At 68.2% G+C, this 20,089-nt stretch carries 19 protein-coding genes and 1 pseudogene; 5 read left to right on the forward strand and 15 right to left on the reverse strand.

Going from position 1 to position 20,089, the window contains the following annotated elements:
• Nucleotides 1-680: 680 nt before the first annotated feature.
• From rpsN to rpmB, 3 genes are read right to left on the reverse strand one after another with little or no spacing between them, the layout of a single operon-like run.
• Nucleotides 681-986 carry a 30S ribosomal protein S14 gene (gene rpsN / locus CFN17_RS05560; protein WP_208750351.1) on the reverse strand — a complete coding sequence of 102 codons (306 nt, stop codon included), beginning with the start codon at nt 984-986 and terminating at the stop codon, nt 681-683.
• 4 nt (nt 987-990) lie between these two features.
• Nucleotides 991-1,158 carry a 50S ribosomal protein L33 gene (rpmG, locus tag CFN17_RS05565; protein WP_003798558.1) on the reverse strand — a complete coding sequence of 56 codons (168 nt, stop codon included), beginning with the start codon at nt 1,156-1,158 and terminating at the stop codon, nt 991-993.
• The gene (rpmB, locus tag CFN17_RS05570; protein ID WP_056737118.1) at nt 1,158-1,394 is read right to left on the reverse strand and encodes a 50S ribosomal protein L28; all 237 of its coding nucleotides are present in this window, start codon (nt 1,392-1,394) and stop codon (nt 1,158-1,160) included. The genes rpmG and rpmB overlap by 1 nt, the downstream gene beginning before the upstream one ends.
• A 506-nt stretch (nt 1,395-1,900) precedes the next feature.
• On the opposite strand from rpmB, the gene CFN17_RS05575 reads away from it, so the two are divergent.
• The 3 genes from CFN17_RS05575 to CFN17_RS05585 are packed head-to-tail and all read left to right on the forward strand — an operon-like array spanning nt 1,901 to nt 4,681.
• Nucleotides 1,901-3,343, forward strand: coding sequence for a ferric reductase-like transmembrane domain-containing protein (locus tag CFN17_RS05575; RefSeq protein ID WP_208750352.1), 1,443 nt, complete (start codon nt 1,901-1,903; stop codon nt 3,341-3,343).
• Nucleotides 3,340-3,861, forward strand: a complete 522-nt coding sequence (locus CFN17_RS05580) for an FMN-binding protein (RefSeq protein WP_208750353.1) — start codon at nt 3,340-3,342, stop codon at nt 3,859-3,861. The genes CFN17_RS05575 and CFN17_RS05580 overlap by 4 nt, the downstream gene beginning before the upstream one ends.
• The gene (locus tag CFN17_RS05585) at nt 3,845-4,681 is read left to right on the forward strand and encodes an FAD:protein FMN transferase (RefSeq protein WP_395926338.1); all 837 of its coding nucleotides are present in this window, start codon (nt 3,845-3,847) and stop codon (nt 4,679-4,681) included. The genes CFN17_RS05580 and CFN17_RS05585 overlap by 17 nt, the downstream gene beginning before the upstream one ends.
• Before the next feature lie 14 nt (nt 4,682-4,695).
• On the opposite strand, the gene CFN17_RS05590 is transcribed toward CFN17_RS05585, so the two are convergent.
• A complete protein-coding gene (locus CFN17_RS05590; protein WP_208750354.1) occupies nt 4,696-5,457 on the reverse strand; it encodes an SGNH/GDSL hydrolase family protein in 762 nt (253 codons plus the stop codon).
• A 61-nt stretch (nt 5,458-5,518) separates the two neighbouring features.
• Nucleotides 5,519-5,998, reverse strand: a complete 480-nt coding sequence (locus CFN17_RS05595) for a MarR family winged helix-turn-helix transcriptional regulator (protein WP_208750355.1) — start codon at nt 5,996-5,998, stop codon at nt 5,519-5,521.
• Nucleotides 5,999-6,100: 102 nt separating this feature from the next.
• Here CFN17_RS05595 and CFN17_RS05600 point away from each other — a divergent pair, with 102 nt between their 5' ends.
• The gene (locus CFN17_RS05600; protein ID WP_208750356.1) at nt 6,101-6,388 is read left to right on the forward strand and encodes a YciI family protein; all 288 of its coding nucleotides are present in this window, start codon (nt 6,101-6,103) and stop codon (nt 6,386-6,388) included.
• A gap of 47 nt (nt 6,389-6,435) precedes the next feature.
• On the opposite strand, the gene CFN17_RS05605 is transcribed toward CFN17_RS05600, so the two are convergent.
• The 9 genes and pseudogenes from CFN17_RS05605 to CFN17_RS05645 all read right to left on the reverse strand — a co-directional run bounded on the left by CFN17_RS05605 (nt 6,436) and on the right by CFN17_RS05645 (nt 17,121).
• Nucleotides 6,436-7,275: an SGNH/GDSL hydrolase family protein gene (locus tag CFN17_RS05605; RefSeq protein WP_208750357.1), complete on the reverse strand. Its 840-nt coding sequence runs from the start codon at nt 7,273-7,275 to the stop codon at nt 6,436-6,438.
• 166 nt (nt 7,276-7,441) lie between these two features.
• Entirely contained in the window at nt 7,442-8,446 is a 1,005-nt protein-coding gene (locus CFN17_RS05610) for a siderophore-interacting protein (RefSeq protein WP_208751357.1), read from the reverse strand.
• 65 nt (nt 8,447-8,511) lie between these two features.
• A complete protein-coding gene (locus tag CFN17_RS05615) occupies nt 8,512-9,372 on the reverse strand; it encodes an ABC transporter ATP-binding protein (protein ID WP_208750358.1) in 861 nt (286 codons plus the stop codon).
• A 1-nt stretch (nt 9,373) separates the two neighbouring features.
• Nucleotides 9,374-10,390, reverse strand: coding sequence for an iron chelate uptake ABC transporter family permease subunit (locus tag CFN17_RS05620; protein WP_208750359.1), 1,017 nt, complete (start codon nt 10,388-10,390; stop codon nt 9,374-9,376).
• Nucleotides 10,387-11,453, reverse strand: a pseudogene (locus CFN17_RS05625) (FecCD family ABC transporter permease). The gene CFN17_RS05620 and the pseudogene CFN17_RS05625 overlap by 4 nt, the downstream one beginning before the upstream one ends.
• 10 nt (nt 11,454-11,463) lie before the next feature.
• On the reverse strand, nt 11,464-12,546 hold the full coding sequence (locus CFN17_RS05630; protein WP_208750360.1) for an iron-siderophore ABC transporter substrate-binding protein: 1,083 nt from the start codon (nt 12,544-12,546) through the stop codon (nt 11,464-11,466).
• A gap of 113 nt (nt 12,547-12,659) precedes the next feature.
• Nucleotides 12,660-14,129 carry an NAD(P)/FAD-dependent oxidoreductase gene (locus CFN17_RS05635; RefSeq protein WP_208750361.1) on the reverse strand — a complete coding sequence of 490 codons (1,470 nt, stop codon included), beginning with the start codon at nt 14,127-14,129 and terminating at the stop codon, nt 12,660-12,662.
• Nucleotides 14,089-15,612: an APC family permease gene (locus tag CFN17_RS05640; RefSeq protein WP_208750362.1), complete on the reverse strand. Its 1,524-nt coding sequence runs from the start codon at nt 15,610-15,612 to the stop codon at nt 14,089-14,091. Before CFN17_RS05640 ends, CFN17_RS05635 begins: the two co-directional genes overlap by 41 nt.
• 75 nt (nt 15,613-15,687) lie before the next feature.
• Nucleotides 15,688-17,121, reverse strand: a complete 1,434-nt coding sequence (locus tag CFN17_RS05645; RefSeq protein ID WP_208750363.1) for an aminobutyraldehyde dehydrogenase — start codon at nt 17,119-17,121, stop codon at nt 15,688-15,690.
• Between the two features lie 241 nt (nt 17,122-17,362).
• On the opposite strand from CFN17_RS05645, the gene CFN17_RS05650 reads away from it, so the two are divergent.
• Nucleotides 17,363-18,556 carry a CaiB/BaiF CoA-transferase family protein gene (locus CFN17_RS05650; protein ID WP_208750364.1) on the forward strand — a complete coding sequence of 398 codons (1,194 nt, stop codon included), beginning with the start codon at nt 17,363-17,365 and terminating at the stop codon, nt 18,554-18,556.
• Here the strand turns inward: CFN17_RS05650 and CFN17_RS05655 are convergent.
• Nucleotides 18,525-20,054: a PucR family transcriptional regulator gene (locus CFN17_RS05655; RefSeq protein WP_208750365.1), complete on the reverse strand. Its 1,530-nt coding sequence runs from the start codon at nt 20,052-20,054 to the stop codon at nt 18,525-18,527. The two genes, CFN17_RS05650 and CFN17_RS05655, sit on opposite strands and share 32 nt — an antisense overlap.
• Nucleotides 20,055-20,089: the final 35 nt, after the last annotated feature.

Genomic DNA, 20,089 nt, shown 5'->3' on the forward strand with positions numbered 1-20,089 from the left:
CATCCTGAGCCAGGATCAAACTCTCCGTTGAAAAATAACAGACACAACCAGGAACCACGGGAAAACGCGGAACCAGGCTGCACAAAATTTGAAACCAGCTGAAAAACCAGACCCGACACGGGGTGACGGGCCCGGCAAAACAACCAATCCATAATAAATTGGTATCAACAAACTTGGCACACTATTGAGTTCTCAAACAACAGACACACCCGGCACCACCACAACCAGACCCACAGGCCCTACAGTCGCGGATCGCTCCGGAGCAACTTTTCAAACTTACCCGAGTCCGGACCACTTTGCAAACCCGCGTTCCCGCGACCCGCAAACCATCCAACCCGCCCCACCCCGACCCGGAGCGCACAAAACGCCGACCAGATCAGGTCTTGAAATTTAGGGGAGTGGCCGCCTCCGGTTCCCAGCATTTCCGCTGGTCTCCCTCGCGGCGACTTAGAAAACAATACACCCACCACGCCCCCACCGCAAACCCACCACCAAACCACCCAAAAACCCCGCCACCCCGGCCCAAACCCGCCCGCTGAACCCCAACCAAGCCCCCCGGCGTCGAAAATGGGGCCTGTGTGGTGCGTCACCGCGGCGCTGGCGCCGGCCTAAACGCAAGAAGGGCCGGCAACCAAACGGTTGCCGGCCCTTCTCAAGCCACTGGCTTCAGGAGTACTGAATTACCAGGAAGACTTCGTGATGCCCGGGAGCTCACCGCGGTGAGCCATGTCGCGGAAGCGAACACGGGAGATGCCGAACTTCTGGAAGGTACCGCGGGGACGGCCGTCGATGATGTCGCGGTTACGCAGACGGATCGGGGACGCGTTGCGGGGAAGCTTCTGCAGGCCGAGGCGGGCCTCTTCGCGGGCTTCGTCGGTTGCGTTGGCGTCAACCAGGGTCTTCTTCAGTTCGAGGCGCTTTGCAGCGTAGCGCTCGACGATGACTTTACGCTGTTCGTTCTTAGCGATCTTTGACTTCTTAGCCATGTGTTTAGCGCTCCTCTCGGAATTCGACGTGCTGGCGGATCTTGGGGTCGTACTTCTTCAGGACCAGGCGGTCCGGGTCGTTACGACGGTTCTTGCGCGTCACGTAGGTGTAGCCCGTGCCCGCGGTCGACTTCAGCTTGATGATCGGACGTACGTCCTTGTCCTTTGCCATTAGAGCTTTACTCCTCGTGCCAGGATGTCGGCGACGACTACGTCGATGCCGCGTACGTCGATGGTCTTGATGCCACGGGCAGAGACCTGCAGGGTGACATTACGGCGCAGGGACGGAACCCAGTAGCGCTTCTTCTGGATGTTCGGGTCGAACCGGCGCTTGTTGCGGCGGTGCGAGTGCGAAATGCTGTGTCCAAAGCCCGGCTCGGCTCCGGTCACCTGGCAGTGTGCTGCCATGACGACTCTCCTCAAAAGATAAATGAAACGGCTAGCGGCGTTCCCGCTGACCGTGCGCCGGGCGGCGTCCGCGTCCGGATCCCTCCCCCAACCGCAAGTTCCGCAGCGATGAGGCAGCCGGCCTAAACCGGCTGATTCTTCATTGCGGCAATGATTGTGGGCCACAGGCACCGGGCTCCGGCGGTCCGTGGGACAGCCAGTGCGAAGTGCCGGGATGCTGGGCGAATACAGGAACGCACGCAACTTGAGCCCCTAACTACCGGCCATCAGGTTCCCCGATTTCTCAGTCGGATCCTGCCAACCGGAGCAATTGCACACGCTCCGCGCCACCTAGCGCCTACCAAGTCTACGAGTTCGACGAATTAAAGACCAATCCGCCGCTGAATGGTGTATAGGACGGCCTCCGCCACCTCCCCCCTTGCCCGGCCACGCGGGCCGCGCCGGTTCATATTCCGGCCGAAGCATTTTCACAGCCAAATGATAGGCAGCGGGAGGATTCTGGATGCATGAACACACAACTCCTGACGACCCGTCCCGAGGTTCGCCGCAGCTCCCGTGGCGCCGCGAACCCCTTCAGGGGGCAGCATCGGCGGCGGTTGCTGAGGGCTGATCTGCTCGCTGTCCTCTTCTGGGCGTCCCTGGCGGGCGCCATCTCTTTGTGGCTGGCCGATGGCGGGGCGGCCGGTTTTTCAACTCCCGCCGGTTCCTTCACGGCACTGGGGATTGTGGCGGGCCTCGCCGGCATGGACTTGGTGCTTTTGATGCTGCTTCTGGCGGCCCGCATCCCTGTCATTGACCGCACAGTAGGCCACGACCGAGCCCTGGAGTTCCACCGCAAGCTCGGAAAGCCGGCCCTGTACCTGCTGCTCGCGCATGGGGTCCTTATCGCGATCGGCTACGGCATGGCCGAAGGCCTGGACCCGGTCAGCGAGGGCGTGGCGCTGTGGGTCCTCGTGCCGGACATGTGGCTGGCCTATATCTCCATGCTGCTGTTCATCGCGGTCGTGGTCACCTCACTCGTGGCCGTACGACGCCGGTTCCCGTACGAATTCTGGTACGCCATCCATCTCCTGACCTACGCGGCGGTCCTGACGTCGCTTCCGCACCAGTTCAGCGTCGGCAGCCTTTTCGCCGAGGGCACCTGGCAGCGCTGGTACTGGCTGGCCCTGTGCATCGCGACCGGCGCGGCCCTGGTGTACTACCGCATCGCCCAGCCGCTGATAGCCACGTTCCGGCACCAACTGACCGTGAAGCGGGTGGTGGGGGTGGCGCCCGGCGTCGTGAGCATCGAAATGTCCGGCCTGCGCCTGGACCAGCTGACAGGCAGCGGCGGCCGGTTCTTCATCTGGCGGTTCCTGGCGCCCGGCCTATGGTGGCATCCGCATCCATTCAGCTTGTCGGCCGAGCCCGTCCGGTTCGACGCCGCAGGCCAGGGCACCCTGCGGATCACCGTGCGCAACCTCGGCCGGGGCTCGGCCCGGCTCGCAGCCCTCAAGCCGGGCACCAAAGTTGCCATCGAAGGTCCCTACGGCCTGTTCAGCACGGCCGCACGGAGCCGGAACCACGTGGTCATGGTCGGCGCCGGGATCGGCATCACCCCGATCCGCGCGCTCCTGGAGAGCACACCGTTCCAGCCCGGCAACGCCACCGTGATCCTCCGTGGACACAGCGAATCCGAACTCTACCTCGGCGAGGAAATCCTTGAACTCTGCCGGCAGCGCGGCGCCACGCTCTTCCATCTGACCGGCCCCCGCCCGGCCGGCGTCCGGACCTGGCTTCCGGAGCACTCCGCCCGCGCCGGCCATCGGCTGTCCAGCTTTGACCCCAGGCTCGCCGAGGCAGACGTCTACGTCTGCGGGCCCGGCGCCTGGGCCCGGAACGTCCTTGAGGACGCCCGTGCGGCCGGCGTCCGGGACGACCAACTCCACTACGAAAGGTTTGACTGGTGAGAACTCGCGCAGCAGTTTCAGCAGCCCTGGCCTCCGCAGGCATTCTCATCGCAGGCTGGCAGTCGGGCGTCCACGTCGCCGATACCGGCAGCTCCGCCGCGAGCACGGCGGCCGGCACCACCGGGACTACGGGCTCGAGCGGGGCCACGGGCTCGAGCGGAACATCCGGCTCGTCCGGTTCCGGTTCAACGGGCGCCGGTTCATCGGCCGCGGGCGGCACCGCCGGGGCGTCGGCCAAGGCGGGGGGCACGTACGACGGATCCGTCGTCCAGACCCGATTCGGCTCCGTTCAGGTTCGGATCACGGTCCAGGGCGGCAAAATCACCGATGTCACCGCGTTGCAGCTGACCGACGCCGAACGCAAGTCCGTGCAGATCAGCAACCGGGCCGCCCCGCTCCTGCGCAACGAGGTGCTCCAGGCCCAGTCTGCGGATGTGCAGACCATCAGCGGTGCGACGGTGACAAGCGACGCATACCTGAGTTCCCTGCAGGCGGCCCTCGATGCAGCCAACCTCTGAACTGGGCCGCGCGGCCCTGAAAGCCAGGACGTTCAGCTCGATGGGCACGGTCGTCAGCTTGACCGTTCCTGCCAGATCCTTGGGGGCAGCGGCCGTCCCGGACGACACCGGCACGGGCCGTTGCCTCGACGCGGCGACTTCCGCCGTCGAGCGCGTCTTCGCCGGCCTGGACGAAACTTTCAGCCTGTACCGCCCCGATTCCGAGGCCAGCAGGCTGGCATCCGGGGAGCTTTCGCTTCGCGAGGCGTCCGCCGCGATGCGGGAGCGCTACGCTGATGCGCACGGCTGGCGGCTCACGACGGAGGGCGCGTTCTCACCGGAACGGCCCGACGGAGTGCTGGACCTCTCCGGCATCATCAAAGGCTATGCGATCGCACGGGCCGGTGAGGCACTGCGTTCCCGCGGCATCACCGACTGGTGCCTGAACGCCGGCGGGGATGTGCTGGTGATGGGCTCGCCTGTGCCGGGCAGCGGGGCGTCGTGGGCGGCCGGGGTCGTCGACCCCCAGGACCGCTCGGCGTTACTGTCCGCGTTCGAGCTGGGCGGGCCCTCCGGGGCGGAAACCGGCACCCGGTGCGCCCTCGCAACGTCGGGCTCGGCGGAGCGCGGAGAGCACATCTGGACAGCCGGCACGCGCGGGGCCGAGTTCGTCCAGGTCTCTGTGGCCGCGGCGGACATTGTCATGGCCGATGTCCTGGCGACGGCGATCGTGGCCGGCGGAACCGCGATGCTGCACCGGGCCACAGACCATTGGGACGTCGATGTGCTCGCCGTCCGTCGCGACGGGGAACTGCTCGCCACACCGGGATTCCGCGCCTAGTATTCGCCGCCGGTTTAGAGTCGCGTCAGGCGGCCGTATTTGGGTTCGAGGCCATCGCCCGAGGACCTGCCGGTGACGCGCCGGACCACCCAGGGGCCGGCGAATTCCCGGACCCAACGGGCGTTGGCGCGCATGGCATCCAGCCGGCTCAGTTCCGGCACCGGCGTCATGGGCGGCACGTCGATCGAGTGCTCGTGTTCCAGGACCGTGAGGACGCGCTTGGCCATGTTCGCGTGCCCGGCGGCGGACATGTGCATCCGGTCCGTGGCCCACATGCCCCAGTCGTAGTACTCGCTGAAGCGCCAGTAGTCGACCAGCAGAGCCCCGTGATCACCGGCTATCCCGCGCACCAGTTCGTTATAGATGGCTGTACGTCCGCGCATGGTGCCGAAGATCTTGGAGCCGCGCGCGTCGAAGCCCGTGAACATCACCACGGTGGCGCCGGTGGCGGCGAGCTTGCGGATGCCGGCGTCGTATTCGACCAGCAGGTCATCGATGTCGATCTTGGGCCGGAGGATGTCATTGGCGCCGGCGTAGATACTCACCAGGGTGGGGTTAAGTTCGACGGCGGCATCCACCTGCTCGGCCATGATCTGGCGGAGTTTCCTGCCGCGGATGGCAAGGTTCGCATACCCGAAGCCCGGATCGGCGGCACCGAGCTGCTCTGCCACCCGGTCCGCCCAGCCCCGCACCCCGTTGGGACGGCCGGCGTCGTCGTCGCCGACTCCTTCCGTGAAGGAGTCTCCAAGGGCTACATAGCGGGACGTGAAATCCATGGATCAAGTCTGCCAGCAGTTGCCGCAAGCAACAAAGACGCCGGGCCGGCTGGCTGGTTGGCTACCTGTCTCGGAGGATCCAGTGGTCGTCATCGAGGCGGGCCACGATTTTCTCGCCCATCCGGGCCAGGTCCGCGACGTCCTGCGGGCTCAGGGCGTCGAGGAACAGCGAGCGGACTGCTTCGACATGCCCCGGGGCGAGCCTGACGATCGTCTCCATGCCGGCGTCGGTCAGGTGCGCCGTGGTTACGCGGGCGTCTCCCGGATGCGGCCGGCGCTCCAGCCAGCCGCGGTTCTGCAGCTTGGTGACCACGTGCGATAGCCGGGACAGGGAGGCACTGGTGCGCGCGGCGAGTTCGCTCATGGGCAGAAAGTGTCCTTCCGTCTCGGAGAGCATCGCCAGGACGTTGTAGTCGAACAGGGACAGCTTGCCCGCGGCGTGAAGCTGGGTATCCAGGGCGGCCGGCAGCAGGGTATTGATGCTCAGGAGGGCGAGCCAGGCCCGGCGTTCGTCGGCGTCGAGCCAGCGGGGTTCCGTCATGGCTACATTCTAGGAGAATTGAAGCTTGACGGTTCAACCGCGTGCGCGGCCTGCCGGAAAAGTTCCCGCCTGTCTTGGGCCGGCTACCGGTAGGCTGGCCGCATGTACGTAGTCTCCCTGACATACAAGGTCCCCGAAGACATTGTGGAGTTCCATCTTCCGGCACACGTCACGTGGCTGCAGGAGGCCTTCGATGAGGGTGTCTTCATGGTCGCGGGGCGCAAAATCCCCCGCACCGGCGGCCTGCTGCTCTCCAACGCGGACCGCGCCAGCCTGGATGCCGCCCTGGCCGAGGACCCGTTCTACGTCAACGGGGTGGCGGACTTCGAGGTCATGGAGTTCCACGCCAACCGGGTGGCCCCCGGCTTCGAAAACCTGCTGGACAGCTGAGCACAGCTGCTTCGGGAGCACCGGGCGGTACTCCCGCGCCGGGCTAGCTAGCCGCCGGTCCGCTGTGCCTGCAGAAGCTTCTTGAGGCCGCGCTTGCGCGGGACCTTCACGGGCTCGGGCCAGCGCGGCTGGAGGCTGTCGCCGAGGGTGACGCCGCGGAGCTTGCGTCCGAACAGGGGCAGCACCCAGTCGTGCACCCAGCGGCGCTGCCGGCGTTCCCACTCCCGCAGGCCGACTTTCACCGGCGGCTCCCACTCCTTGGGTTGGAACGTGTGGGGCACGCCGAGGTGGTCGAGGACCTGCCCGGCAAGGTATTTGTGGCCGGCCTTGGACATGTGCAGCCGGTCCGAATCCCACATCCGGGGGTCATGGAACGCGTCGAAGCACCAGTAGTCCACCAGCACCGCCCCGTGGCGGGCCGCGATCCCCCGGACGCGCTGGTTGTAGACGGCGTTGCGTTTCTTCAGCGGCTCCAGCAGCGCGGAGACCTTGACGTCGAAGCCGGTGAAGAGCACCACCGTGGCCCCCGAGCCGGCGAGCGCCGCGACGAGCGTCTCGTAGTCCTGCATCAGGGCTTCGATGTCCGTGCCGAAATCGAGGATGTCGTTGCCGCCGGCGTACAGCGTGATGAGCGTCGGCTCCATGGCGAGGGCGGGCCCCAGCTGTTCGGCCATGATGTGCCGAAGCCTCTTGCTGCGGATGGCCAGGTTGGCGTACTCCCACCCCGGCTGTGCTTTGGCCAGCTTCTCGGCCACCCGGTCCGCCCAGCCCCGCACGCCGTTGGGGAACCGGGGATCGTAGTCCCCCACGCCCTCGGTAAAGGAATCCCCCAGGGCAACAAAGACCCGCCTCCCGCCCCGATCCGGCAGCAAAGCAAAAGACCCCACCCCGGCACCCTAGCCCCGCAATAAGACGGGCGGGGAAAGAAAGGGTTAACAGATGCGGGAGCGTGGGTGCGAAACCGGCAGGACCTGAGGGAGGGTCGCTGCGAAACCGGCAGAACGTGAGGGAGCGTGGGTGCGAAACCGGCAGAACGTGAGGGAGCGTCGGGGGTTACAGTTCGGCCTTGCCCTGCCGCCAGTACCCCATGAAGGCCACCTGTTTCCGGTCGAGCCCCACGTCGCGGACCAGATAGCGCCGTAGCTCCTTGACCGTCCCCGCCTCGCCGGCGATCCAGGCGTAGAACGGCATCGCCCCTGCGGGCTTGTCCGGATTCCGGCTGGCACCGAGCGCGGCGGAATCCATCCCGGCCGGGGTTTCCCACAGAATGTCGTGGTCCACATTGACGTCCTCGGGCTCCGGCCCGGCAGCCCCGGCGGTCTTGATGCCCACCCAGCCCGGTTCCGGCAGGGCCGCACGGACCGCTTCCTGGAGCATTTCCCCGTGCGGCCGCGAGCGCCCGGTTGCCGCACCGCGTGCCAGCCAGGTGATCTCGACGTCGGCCGGGCTGGTGAGGTCCTGGAAGTCCCCGGCCTGCGGGACTTCCAGAATGGCGTGCCCGCTCATGTATGCCGGGAGGCTTTCGAGGATGGCGCTGATCGCCGGGACGGCGGTTTCGTCCCCGGCGATCAGCACTCGCTGGGCCAGTCCCGGCCGCCATTCGATGCCGGAGTACGTTTCCGCCGTGACGCAGTGGGCGGCGCGGTTGTTGGGCCCGATAAGGGTGAGGGCGTCGCCCGGCTTTGCCGTCAGCGCCCAGTTCGCGGCGGGGCCGCCGTTACCCGAGTCGTCGAAGTGCAGCACGAAGTCGACGTCGATTTCCGGGTAGACGGCATCGAGCCGCTCCTGCCGCACTGTATAGGTGCGCATGGATCCCCGGCTCGCCGGGTCCATGGCGAGCCATTCGCTGTACCAGCCGGCCCCGCCGGTCCGGAATTCGGGCAGCGGGATCCCGGATCCGTCCGCGGCCCGTGCGGGAATCATCAACTTGATCCGCAGGTCCAGGGTGCTGCCGTGCACCCCGAAGTCGCGCAGCGAATAGCCGCCAAAGGTGATCCGGCGGAAGTTCGGGCTGAGCTGCCGGACTGCGGTGACCCGGACATCGAACGCCAGAGTCATCGGTTCGACGGCCGGGGCAAAGGTGGCGGCAGCGGCTGCGGGGGTCCGGTGGTGGTTGACGGCGTTCATGGGACCAGCTCCAAGGTTGTGGGTACGGAGTGCGGGGCCTTTGTGTGCGGGGCCTTTGTACGCAAGGGACTTGCGTGGTGGCGGCCGAGGGGAACGATCAGCGGGGTTCCGGAGACCGGGTCTTGGAGAACCCGGGATTCGAGTCCGAAGACGTCGCGGACCAGGCCTTCGGTGACCACCTCGAGGGACGTGCCCGCGGCGGCGATCCGTCCGGCTTTCATGGCGATGACGTGATCGGCGTACCGGGCCGCAAGGTTGAGGTCGTGCAGCACGATTGCCACAGTGGTGCCACGCCGGCGGTTGAGGTCGGTGATGAGGTCGAGCACTTCCACCTGGTGGGCAACGTCAAGGTACGTGGTGGGCTCATCCAGCAGCAGCACCTCGGTCTCCTGCGCCAGCGCCATCGCGATCCACACCCGCTGGCGCTGTCCACCGGAAAGCTCATCGACATTTCGCGCCGCCAGGTCCAACGTCGCCGTGGCGGTGAGCGCCTCCCGCACGGCCCGCTCGTCGCCGGCGGACCAGGACCGGAAGAAGCCCTGGTGCGGGTAGCGGCCGCGGCCCACCAGATCCCGGACCGTGATCCCGTCCGGCGCCGTCGGGTGTTGCGGCAGCAGCCCCAGCGTCCGGGCGACCTCGCGGGCGGGGCGGGCGTGGATGTCCTTGCCGTCAAGTGTCACCATGCCGGCGGCAGGCCTGAGCAGCCGGGACAGGCCGCGCAGGAGGGTCGACTTTCCGCAGGCGTTGGCGCCCACAATCATGGTCACCTTGCCCTCCGGAATGCCGGCCGTCAGGCCCTCGACGACCGTGCGGTGGCCGTACTTGAGCGTCAGGGCGGAGGCGTGCAGGTCGGCCATCTCAGGCATCCTTTCGGTTGGACGTGACGATGAGCCACAGCAGGAAGGGGGCGCCGAGCGCACCGGTGACGACTCCGACGGGCAGGACGGTGCCGTGCAGCAGCAGCGGGGCAAGGTTCGCGGCGAAGTAGTCGGCTGCAAGGACAATCAGCGCCCCGGTCAGGGCCGACGCCGGCAGGCTGGCCGTGCGGACAGCCCGCCGGGCGATAGGGCCGGCAAGGAAGGCCACGAAGGCCACCGGCCCGGCGGCCGCCGTCGCCACCGCGGCGAGGGCAACGGCTGTGGCCACCACGCCCAGCCGGGTGGCGCCCACCCGGACGCCCAGCCCTGCCGCCGTGTCATCCCCGAGTTCGAGAATCCGGAGGGGTCCGGCGAAAAGGACGATGGCGGGCCCCAGCACCAGGAGCGCCAGGGCCAGCACGCCGGCGCGGTCCCAGCTGGCGGAGTTCAGCGATCCGTTGAGCCAGATCAGGGCTTCGGCCGCGGTGCGGATGTCGGCCCGCGTCAGCAGGAAGTTGACCGCGGCATTCAGTGCCGCTGCGATGCCGATGCCGGCCAGGATGAGCCTGCTGCCGGCCGCGTTCCCGCCGTCTATTCCGGCGGACCCGCGCCTGGAGACGGCGTAGACGAGGACGGCCACGGCCATGGCCCCGAACAGCGCGGCTCCGGAGACGGCTGCGCCGGAGGCCCCGAAGGCCACAATGGCGGTCACTGCGGCCGCGCTGGCGCCGTAACTGATGCCGATGATGTCGGGACTGGCCAGCGGGTTGCGCAGCATGGTCTGGAACAGGGCGCCCGACAGCCCGAAAGCAACCCCGATCATGGCGCCGAGGACGGCCCGCGGCAGCTTGTTTTCCATCACGATGAAGCTGGCGCCGGGGATTTTCGGCCCGCCGGTGAGGTGGGCGGCCAGGATCCGGAGAAAATCCGGGACGGTGACCGTGTAGCTGCCCAGCAGGACGCCCGCGGCAACGAGCGCCACCACGGCGAGGGCCAGGAATCCCGTCCGGGTCTTCACAGCCCGGCCCCCTTTCCCCGGCGGACCAGCCACACAAAGACCGGCGCACCAACCAGCGCCGTCATGATGCCCGCAGGGACTTCGCCGGGCGGCAGGACGACCCGGCCCGCCACGTCCGAGACCAGGAGCAGCGCTGGCGCCAGAACCAGCGAAAACGGCAGGATCCAGCGGTAGTCCGGGCCGGTGAGGAACCGGACGGCGTGCGGCACCACCAGGCCGACGAAGCCGATCGGGCCGGCCAGGGCGTGGCCGCGCCGCAGAGCAGCACAATGCCCAGCGCGGTCACGGCCCGGGCGGTGCCCACGCGCTGACCGAGTCCGCGGGCGGTGTCGTCCCCCAGGGCAAGGCTGTTCAGGATCCGTCCGGCGGACAGGACGATCACTGCCCCGGCGGCCAGGAACGGCAACCCGGGCAGCAGCACCGACCAGTCCCGGCCGGCGATCCCGCCGACCTGCCAGAAGCGGAACCGGTCCAGGGTGTCCTGGCTGGAGACCAAAATGACGTTCATCAGCGAGTACAGCCCCGCGCTCAGCGCCGCGCCGGCCAGCGCCAGTTTGACTGGCGTGGCTCCGTCACGTCCCAGGGATGCGATCAGATAGACGACGGCGGCGGCAGCCGCGGCTCCGGCGAACGCGAACCAGATGTAGCCGGTCAGGGACGACACTCCGAAGACGTAGATGCCGGTGACGACGGCCAGCGCGGCGCCCGCGTTGACGCCGATGATGCCGGGGTCGGCGAGCGGGTTGCGGGCCACACCCTGCATGGCCGCGCCGGCCAGTCCCAGGGCGCCGCCGGCCAGCAGACCCAGCACGGTCCGGGGAATGCGGGCGTGGACGACGGCGTGGTTGCCGTCGTCGGGATCGAACTGTGTGAGCGCCGGCCAGACGGAGCCAAGCGGTACCGCGCGGGCACCGACCGCCAGCGACACTGCACAGACCAGGACCAGCACGACGCCGGCGGCCAGCAGCCAGGCGGCCGGGGCAGCGGGGGCTGCCTTCCCGGCCCCCGCGGCAGGGGGGCCGGGCGCACTGGGGGCCGGCGCCGCCGTCGTACTGTTCGTCATGGAAGGGGGCCTACTTCGCCGCGGCAGCCGTGTCCGCGGCCGCGGCCAACCGCGGCAGGAACGCGTCCAGGGACCACGGCAGGCTCAGCGGCGACGAGGCGGAGATGGACAACGTGAGCGTGTTGTCCGAGTCGGCAACCAGGGCGCCGCTCTTGATGGCCGGGATCTGGCCCAGCAGCGGATCCGCCTTGATGGAGCCGGCAGTGGCCGCATCCGGCACCCAGGTCACGAAGATGTCCGACTGGAGTTCATTGGCCTTCTCGGCGGACCACGGGATGAAGAACTCCTTGGAGCCCCTGGAGTTCTCCTCCACCACGGAGGCGAGCGTCATGCCGATTTCGCTGAGGAAGCGCGGACGGTTGTCGTTGGCCGTGTAGACGTTGACGCCGTCGCCCTTGGCCGGTTCCAGGTTGCCGTAGATGAAGGATTTTCCGGCGATCTGCGGGTACCGGGAGACCTTGTCCCTGATGGTGGCCTCGGTGTCGGCGATGAGCTTGGCGGCCTCGGCTTCTTTGCCCAGGGCCTTGCCGATGACGGTGGTGGAGTCCTGCCAGGAGGTGCCGTACGCGACGCCCGGCTGGGCCACGACCGGCGCGATTTCGCTGAGTTTCTTGTAGTCCTCCTCTGTGAGGCCGGAGTAGGCGCCGAGGATGACGTCCGGGTTGAGCTTGGCGATTTCGGTGAAGTTGATGCCGTCTGCCTCGGAGTACTGGGCCGGGGCCTTCGCCGAGCCGAAGCCGGCGCCGAGGCTGCCGAGCGCGGCGTCCTTCCATGGCGTGGACCCCTGCTCATTGCCGCCCCATTCGTTCTTCGGAACACCGACCGGCACCACGTCCAGGGCCAGTGCGACGTCGTCGTTGACCCACGAGACGGTGGCGACCCGCTGCGGCTGCTGCTGGATGGTCGTCTCGCCGAACGCGTGCTTGATAGTTACCGGGAAGGCGGCATTGGCCGGCTGGGCGGTGGCGTCCGCCGCCGTCGGGCCCGCCGGACCGGTGGAGCAGGCGGTCAGGGCGAGCGCGACGGCGGCCAGGAGGGCGGCGGCCCTCGCTGCGTGGGTGCGAACGGGTCGGGGGATGACGGCGGAAGCCACGGAACTCCTTAGGTAAGTGATGCAAACCTAAGTAAGGCTAGCCTACCCTCAGAACAATTACGAAAGGTTTGAGTAACGTAATTGTCTCGATCCGGTGAAAAGCGCCGCGGGCGCTACGCGGCCGCCTCCGCGCCGGCCGCGTCGCGGGCCAGGATCCGGGCGGCCGTTGCCCGGCCCATCCGGACCGCGCCGTCCACGTGCTGGTAGCCCTCGGCCGCCAGGTCCGAGGAGGCCCAGTAAATAGGGCCCACCGGGGTGAGCTGGTCCGCCCCGTAGCGGTGCAGGCCGCCCAGATCGTAGCTGGAGGCAAAGGCGCCCCGGGTCCATTCCTCGGCGGCCCAGTCGGATTCGTAGTACACCGCCGGTTCCAGGGTCTTGGGGCCAAGGGACTCCGCCATGGCCGCGAGAATCACCCGGCGCCGTTCACCGGCGTCGAGCGCAAACATCGCGTCTGCCTTCTCATCCGGCACGAAGGCCACGAGGGTTCCGCGCGGGTCCTCGTGGTTGGTGTTGTCGTAGATTTCCTGGACAACGAGCTCAGGGCTGAAGCAGGTGCCGGAGAGGCCCTCTTCGCGCCAGAACGGCGTGTCGTAGACGGCGTGCACCTTGATGACCAGGCCCAGCGACTGGTGTTGGTGCATCTGGTGCTGCCGGCGCGGCAGCGGGGGCTCAAAGCTCACGCGCGAGTACAGGTTCGGCGGGACGGCCATGATGGCGTACCGGGCGGTCACCGTGGCCCGGTCCGAGACGGCAGTGACGCCGTCGCCATCCCAGCGCAGGGTCCGCACCGGGGAATCCAGGACGACGTCGTCCCCCAGCCCGGCGGCGATGGTCTCCGAGACGAGCTGCATCCCTCCCACCACACGCTGGTCCAGCAGCAGGTCCTCGTCCACCAGGTTCGAGAACGAACCGGCTGATGCGGCCATCAGCACGGCCTGCAGGGCGGAGAAGGAGTGGGCCGGTTTGGTGAGCATGCCGCCGGCCAGGAAGTGGCCGATGTTGGCGCATGCTTCCTCGTCATCGGAGAGCTGGCGCATCCAGTGGTGCAGCGAGACGGTGTCGAGTTCCCGTGCCCGGGGGTGCGCCCAGGGCTCTTCGGCGCCGATCTCGGCGGCCAGTTCATCCAGGATGCCGATCAGCCGCCGCATTTCGGCCTCAGTGTGCGCGGACACCGGGAACATCTCCCCCGTGTACAGGCTGCGGGTGCCGTCCGGGGCGATGTAGACGGACTGGCCTTCGCGGTAGCGGCTGAAGGTTTCCAGGCCGAGCTCGCCCAGCAGGGCCTTGAGTGCGGTCTGGTCAGGTGAGATCCATTGGCCGCCGATTTCCAGCATGGCGCCGTCAATGGTGCTGGTCCAGGTCCGGCCGCCGACCCTGTCCCGGGCCTCCAGTACTGCTACCGTCAGGCCCGCCGCTTTGAGGTCGCGGGCGGCGTTGAGCCCGCTTGGACCGGCTCCGATGATGACAACATCGCGTTCAATATTTTTCACTGTCTGCTCTTCCGTGGTGCGTGTTGGGTGACCGGCGTCGTCAGGTGCCCGGTCAGGCCTCGGCGGGGGTGCTCTGGAGGGAACTGCCGGCACGCAGCTTGGCGGCAACTTCGATCGCGTCGCCGGCCGGCGCCGTCGACCTGGCGTCCGGGCGGGCCAGCAGCAGGTACAGGAGGCCGGTGCCCGCCACCACGGCAAGGCCGATCAGGACGGTCCAGTCGGTGAGGAAGACGCCGGTGGAGCCGGGCCAGGCCAGCAACACCATGGCAAAGATGCCGTAGGCCAGGGCCGCGACGTTGACCACGAACCCCGCGGCGCCCAGACTGAACGGCCCGGCCGGACGCCAGCCCTTGAGGCGCTGGCGCAGGGAAGCCAGCACCACCGACTGGAAGGCAATGTAGATGCCCAGCACGGCAAAGGAGGTGATCTGGGTGAGCAGTTCATCGGACCCGAGGTAGATGATGACGCAGATGGCCAGCGGGATGCTCGCGGCGACGATGAGGGCGTTTGCCGGGACCTTGGCGGTGCCCGACACCTTGGCGAGCCAGCGGTGTCCGGGGACCATGCCGTCGCGTGCGAAGGAGAAGATGAGCCGGCTCGCGGCCGCCTGCAGGCTCAGCACGCAGGACAGGAAGGCCGTGATCGCAACCACCAGGAAGATCTTGGCACCCACCGGGCCGAGGGCCGATTCCAGGATGGCGGGGATCGGGTCCGGGTCCTGGCCGTTGACGATTTCCTGCAGGTTGGGCGCCGCCAGCACGTAGCCGCCGAAGGAGAAGAGCGCGGAGACACCGCCCACCACGATGGTCATCATCATGGCGCGCGGGATCCGCCGGGCCGGGTTGGCGACCTCCTCCGCGACGTCGCCGCAGGCCTCGAACCCGTAGAACAGGAAGAGCCCGGCCAGGGCGGCTCCCATGAAGGCGGTCAGGTAGCTGCCGTCACCCTGGACACCCATCGGGTCAAAGAACACGCCGAAGTCCTGCTTGCGCTGGAAAATCAGCAGGTACAGGCCGACGGCGATCACGCCCACCAGTTCGGCGGCCAGCCCGATCCGGGCCACCCGGGCCATCGTTTTGGTGCCCGTGAAATTCAGGACGAGCGCCACCAGCAGGAGCAGCACGGACAGGCCAAGGGTGCTTTCCCGGGTCAGTTCAATCTCGAACAGGCTGGCCAGGAAGCCGCTGCCGAATTCGGCCACCGCGGTGATGGTGACGATCATGGCCCAGATGTAGACCCAGGCCGCCATCCAGGCGTAGCGCCGGCCCCACAGCCGCCTGGTCCACGGATAGATGCCGCCGTGGATGGGATATTGCGAAACCACCTCGCCGAACACCAGTGCCACCAGCATCTGCCCCGCGCCCACGATGAAGATCCAGAAGATCGACGGCGGCCCGCCGGCGGCCATGGCGATGGCGAAAAGGGAGTACACCCCCACCAGCGGCGAAAGGTACGTGAATCCGAGCGCGAAATTGGCCCACAGGGACATGGACCGGTCAAAGGAGTCCTGGTAGCCCAGGACGGCAAGGTGCTCACTATCGTTGAGCCCGGCGGTGCTGCGTGGTTCGTTAGACATGGTTTCTTTCCGACGACGTTGGCGGGAGATGCTGGCTTGGGTGGTGAGGGGGCCGGCGTTTGATGCCGGTGCGGCTTAGCCGATGTAGCTCATGACGTGCTTGATCCGGGTGTAGTCCTCCAGCCCGTACATGGACAGGTCCTTGCCGTACCCGGAGTGCTTGAAGCCGCCGTGCGGCATCTCGGCCACCAGCGGGATGTGGGTGTTGATCCAGACGCAGCCGAAATCAAGGCGCTTGGCGAACTGCATGGCCCGGGTGTGGTCCTTGGTCCACACCGAGGACGCCAGTCCGTAGTCGACGTCGTTCGCCATGGCCAGAGCCTCGGCGTCGGTGGAGAACTTCTGCACGGTGACGATGGGGCCGAATACCTCGCTCTGGACGAGCTCGTCGTCCTGGTTCAGCCCGGACACCACGGTGGCCTCGTGGAAGTAGCCCACGCCTCCGTGGCGCTTGCCGCCGACTTCCACGGTGGCATGCTCCGGCAGCCGCTCCAGGAAACCGGCAACGCGCTGGAGGTGGTCGGCGCTGCTCAGCGCGCCGTACAGGATTCCGTCCTCGGCGGGACCGCCGGTCCTGGCGTTCTGGCGCACTTCCTCGGCAAAGGCAGCCACGAATTCATCGTGGATGTCCTCGTGCACCAGAAGCCGCGTGGCGGCGGTGCAGTCCTGGCCGGCGTTGTAGAAGGACGCCGGGACGATCCCCGCCACCGCGGCGGCGATGTCGACGTCGTCGAACACGATGACCGGCGCCTTGCCGCCCAGCTCCAGATGCACCCGCTTGACGTCGGCGGCCGCGGCGCCGGCCACCTCCATGCCGGCCCGGACGCTGCCGGTAATGGACACCATTTCCGGGGCTTCGTCGGCCACCAGGGCCTTGCCGGTGTCACGGTCCCCCAGCACCACGTTGAAGGCGCCGGCGGGGAGGAATTCGCTGGCCAGTTCGGCAAACAGCAGGGTGGAGCTCGGCGTGGAGTCGGAGGGCTTGAGGACCACGGTGTTGCCGGCCGCGAGCGCCGGAATGACCTTCCAGGCGGCCATCATCAGCGGGTAGTTCCAGGGGGCCACCTGGCCGATCACGCCGATGGGCTCGCGCCGGATCGAGGAGCTGTGGTCCGCAAGGTATTCGGCGGTGGCCCGCCCTTCCAGGGTCCGGGCAGCGCCGGCGAAAAAGCGGATCTGGTCCACGAGCACGTCGATCTCATCCGGGACAATCCCGGCCCGGGGCTTGCCGGTATCGGCGCATTCGAGATCGGCCAGTTCCTCGGCCCGCGCCTCGACGGCGTCGGCAATGTGCAGGAGCGCCCGCTGACGCTCCCCCGGCGTGGATTCGCTCCAGATTTCAAACGCCCCCGCAGCCGCCGCGTAGGCGGCGGCTACGTCCCCGGCGGTGGACACTGGCGTTGTTGCGATGACCTCTTCGGTGGCCGGATTGTGGATTTCCAGCCGGTCTGTGGCGGCCGAGTCGACAAACCGGCCGTTGACGAAGTTCCGCAAATTGCGCACGCTCATGGGGTTCCCTTCAAAGAATTCGGCGGGCCGGGCTGTGCCGCGGGCCACGCCATCATGTGACCTGGTTCACGGCCACAGGACGAGATTAGCCATGGTTGCCGAGCGTGTCCTTGTGCAGAACGGCCATACCCGGGACGGTTCGTCCAATGAGGGACCGCCTGCGCGTTGTTAGGCTTCGAATCCTTGAACCGGTGCCCCGGGCACGGCGATGTGCCGCGGGCTATCCACGAAGGGACTCCCCATGACTCCGACGCCCGGGTCCGCCGGACCGTTGTCTGGCCTGCTGGTCGCTGATTTCTCGCGCGTTCTGGCCGGTCCGCTGGCCACCATGACGCTGGCCGATCTGGGCGCCCGGGTGATCAAGGTGGAACGCCCCGGCACGGGGGACGACACCCGCAGCTGGGGGCCGCCTTATTCCCCCACCGGCGCCACCTACTTTGAGAGTGCGAACCGCAACAAGGAGTCGGTCTGCCTGGACCTCGCCGACCCCGGGGATCTGCAGCTGGCCAGGGAGCTGGCCCTGCGTGCCGATGTCCTCGTGGAAAACTTCAAGCCCGGCGGCATGGCCAAACTGGGCCTGGGCTATGCGGAACTGTCCGCTGCCAACCCCGGCCTGATCTACGCCTCGATCACCGGTTTTGGCTCTGCCGGCGGGGCCAACCTGATGGGCTATGACTTCATCGTCCAGGCCCTGGGCGGCCTGATGAGCATCACCGGCGAGAAGGACGGCAAACCCACCAAGGCCGGCGTCGCGCTCGTCGACGTGCTGACGGCCAAGGACACCACCATTGGCGTCCTTGCCGCGCTGGCCGCCCGTACCGGCTCGGGGCGCGGGGCCCACCTGGAACTCAACCTGCTCTCCAGCCTGCAAGGGGCCCTGGCCAACCAGGGCCAGGCCTACCTGGGCGCGGGCAAGGTCCCGCACCGCATGGGCAGCGCCCACCCCTCGATCGTGCCGTACCAACTGCTCCAGTGCGCTGACGCGCCGCTGGCGGTGGCCTGCGGCAACGACGGACAATTCGCCAAGATGGCCCAGGTGCTGGGCGTGCCCGGGCTGGCCGGCGACCCGCGCTTTGCCACCAACAACGCCCGCGTCGAGCACAGGACGGAACTGATTTCCCTGCTCGAGGAGGCCCTGTCCGCGTCCTCGGCATTGATCTGGCAGGACAAGCTGATCGGTGCCGGCGTCCCGGCCGGCCAGGTGGCCGGCATCGACGAGGGGATTGAGTACGCCGAGTCGCTGGGGCTCGAACCGACCATCGAGGTCCGCAACGCTGCGGGCCAGCCGGCCGGGCGGCAGATCCGCCATCCCATCAGCTGGACGCCGGCGTTCGCGGCGCCGGCGGCGGCTCCACCGTCGCTGGGCGAACACAGCGACCCCATTCGGGCGTGGCTGGCAGACGCTACACCCAGCGCAGGGCCAGCCAGAGGCTAGCCGCGACGTCGGGATCGTCCGGATCCGCCTGCAGCAGTTCCGTCGCGATGCCCATCCGGTGGCGCAGGGAGTTCCGGTGGATCCCCAGCTCGCGGGCGGCACCCTCCCATTGGCCCCGGTGCCGGAGATAGGCGCGGACGGTACCGACCAGATCGGCCCGCCGGTACCCCTGCAGCGCAGCCACCCAGCCCTGGGCCCGCGGGTCCAGCGCTCCTTCCGGAGCGGAGACAACCTGCCCGGCCGGCAGTGCGCGGGCCATGGCGGCCAGCTGCCCGGCCTCATCGTGCACGCGTTCCAGCGGCATCGGCCGGCTCAGCACCGCCGTGAGCATAGGGTTGCCTGCCTCGCCGCCGTCGTACGGGCCCGGCGGCGCGTTGCCGTCGCCGCTGACAGGTGTGCCGGCGTCGCGGTACTCCGCATCCAGCAGGTAGTAGCTCAGGCCGCCGGCCGCATGGCGCAGCCGGCAGGAACGCAGGGCGCCGCCGGCCTCCGGCCAGCCGGTCCCGGCCCGCAGCAGTGACTCCAGGCCGTCGTCTGTTCCCGCGGAAGCCGCCGTGTCCTCGGGGCCGCCGTGTACCACCAGGAGCCGCACGGCGCCGGTCGGCACCACGAGGCCCAGATCGGGGGCCAGTGCCCGGCCGGCGTCCACATGGCCGGTGAGGAGGAGCTTCGTCACGGCCGAGCCAAGCGCGGCGGCGGTGGCGTCACTCTCCTGCTGCTGGGCGGCCTTGAGCGAGAGCAGGACGCACACGGTCATGATTACCTGGCGGTCAGCCCGCGTCAGTTTGCGGCCGGCGCCGATGGCCAGGAACCCGACCGTCCGCCGCCCCACCAGGACGGGGTACTCCACGACGTCGGTGCCGTGAATCTGAAAGGTCGACGCCGAGTGCGTCACCGCCATGTCGAGCCGCGATGTCTCCCGGCGCAGCTGCCCCACGATCGCGTGGTTCTCTTCCGGCCACAGCGTTTCGGCCCCGCCGTCGGCCGGAAGGTACGCCACCCAGCCGCCCAGCGCCCGGGCCAGGGCTTTGACCACGGAAGGCAGCGCATCGGGCATGGTCGCCGCACGGGCCAGCGCTGTTTGCGTGCCCAGGCTGGCGGCCAGGTCCGCCTGGCCTTCCCGGCCGACGAGGTCCCAGTAGGCGCGGGAGACATTCATGAACGGCGTGCCGTCGGGCACCACCAGCAGCTCGAGCCCCGCCTCGGCGCACGCGGCACTCAACGCCGGCGGCACCTCGTCGACGCCGGCCCCCAGGCCAAGGCCGAGGGCAGCGATGTCGCGCTCCACCAGGCGCCGGACGTAGGCCTGCACCTTGGCGGCCCCGCCGGAGACGGGAATGCCCGTGGTGAGGAGGAGTTCACCGCCCTCCAGATACGGTGTGGGATCGTCGAGCTCGGAGATGTGCACGCCCGAGATCTGCCGCACGGCCACCGTACCGCCCGCGGCCGGGCGGAGATCGTTGCCGAGTCGGCTGTGCAGTTGGGCCAGGCTGATCACGAGATGGTCCTTTCCGACCAGACACGGACTCTTTG

The sequence above is a fragment of the Arthrobacter sp. PM3 genome, assembly GCF_003352915.1.
GTDB lineage: Bacteria > Actinomycetota > Actinomycetes > Actinomycetales > Micrococcaceae > Arthrobacter.

Excerpts from the sequence above, each read along its gene's own strand:
- rpmB (WP_056737118.1), bottom strand. The coding sequence starts at position 1,394 with ATGGCAGCACACTGCCAGGTGACCGGAGCCGAGCCGGGCTTTGGACAC.
- CFN17_RS05610 (WP_208751357.1), bottom strand. The coding sequence starts at position 8,446 with ATGACTCTGGCGTTCGATGTCCGGGTCACCGCAGTCCGGCAGCTCAGC.
- rpsN (WP_208750351.1), bottom strand. The coding sequence starts at position 986 with ATGGCTAAGAAGTCAAAGATCGCTAAGAACGAACAGCGTAAAGTCATC.
- CFN17_RS05645 (WP_208750363.1), bottom strand. The coding sequence starts at position 17,121 with ATGAGCGTGCGCAATTTGCGGAACTTCGTCAACGGCCGGTTTGTCGAC.
- CFN17_RS05595 (WP_208750355.1), bottom strand. The coding sequence starts at position 5,998 with ATGACGGAACCCCGCTGGCTCGACGCCGACGAACGCCGGGCCTGGCTC.
- CFN17_RS05650 (WP_208750364.1), top strand. The coding sequence starts at position 17,363 with ATGACTCCGACGCCCGGGTCCGCCGGACCGTTGTCTGGCCTGCTGGTC.
- CFN17_RS05640 (WP_208750362.1), bottom strand. The coding sequence starts at position 15,612 with ATGTCTAACGAACCACGCAGCACCGCCGGGCTCAACGATAGTGAGCAC.
- CFN17_RS05615 (WP_208750358.1), bottom strand. The coding sequence starts at position 9,372 with ATGGCCGACCTGCACGCCTCCGCCCTGACGCTCAAGTACGGCCACCGC.
- CFN17_RS05575 (WP_208750352.1), top strand. The coding sequence starts at position 1,901 with ATGAACACACAACTCCTGACGACCCGTCCCGAGGTTCGCCGCAGCTCC.
- rpmG (WP_003798558.1), bottom strand. The coding sequence starts at position 1,158 with ATGGCAAAGGACAAGGACGTACGTCCGATCATCAAGCTGAAGTCGACC.
- CFN17_RS05585 (WP_395926338.1), top strand. The coding sequence starts at position 3,845 with ATGCAGCCAACCTCTGAACTGGGCCGCGCGGCCCTGAAAGCCAGGACG.
- CFN17_RS05590 (WP_208750354.1), bottom strand. The coding sequence starts at position 5,457 with ATGGATTTCACGTCCCGCTATGTAGCCCTTGGAGACTCCTTCACGGAA.
- CFN17_RS05600 (WP_208750356.1), top strand. The coding sequence starts at position 6,101 with ATGTACGTAGTCTCCCTGACATACAAGGTCCCCGAAGACATTGTGGAG.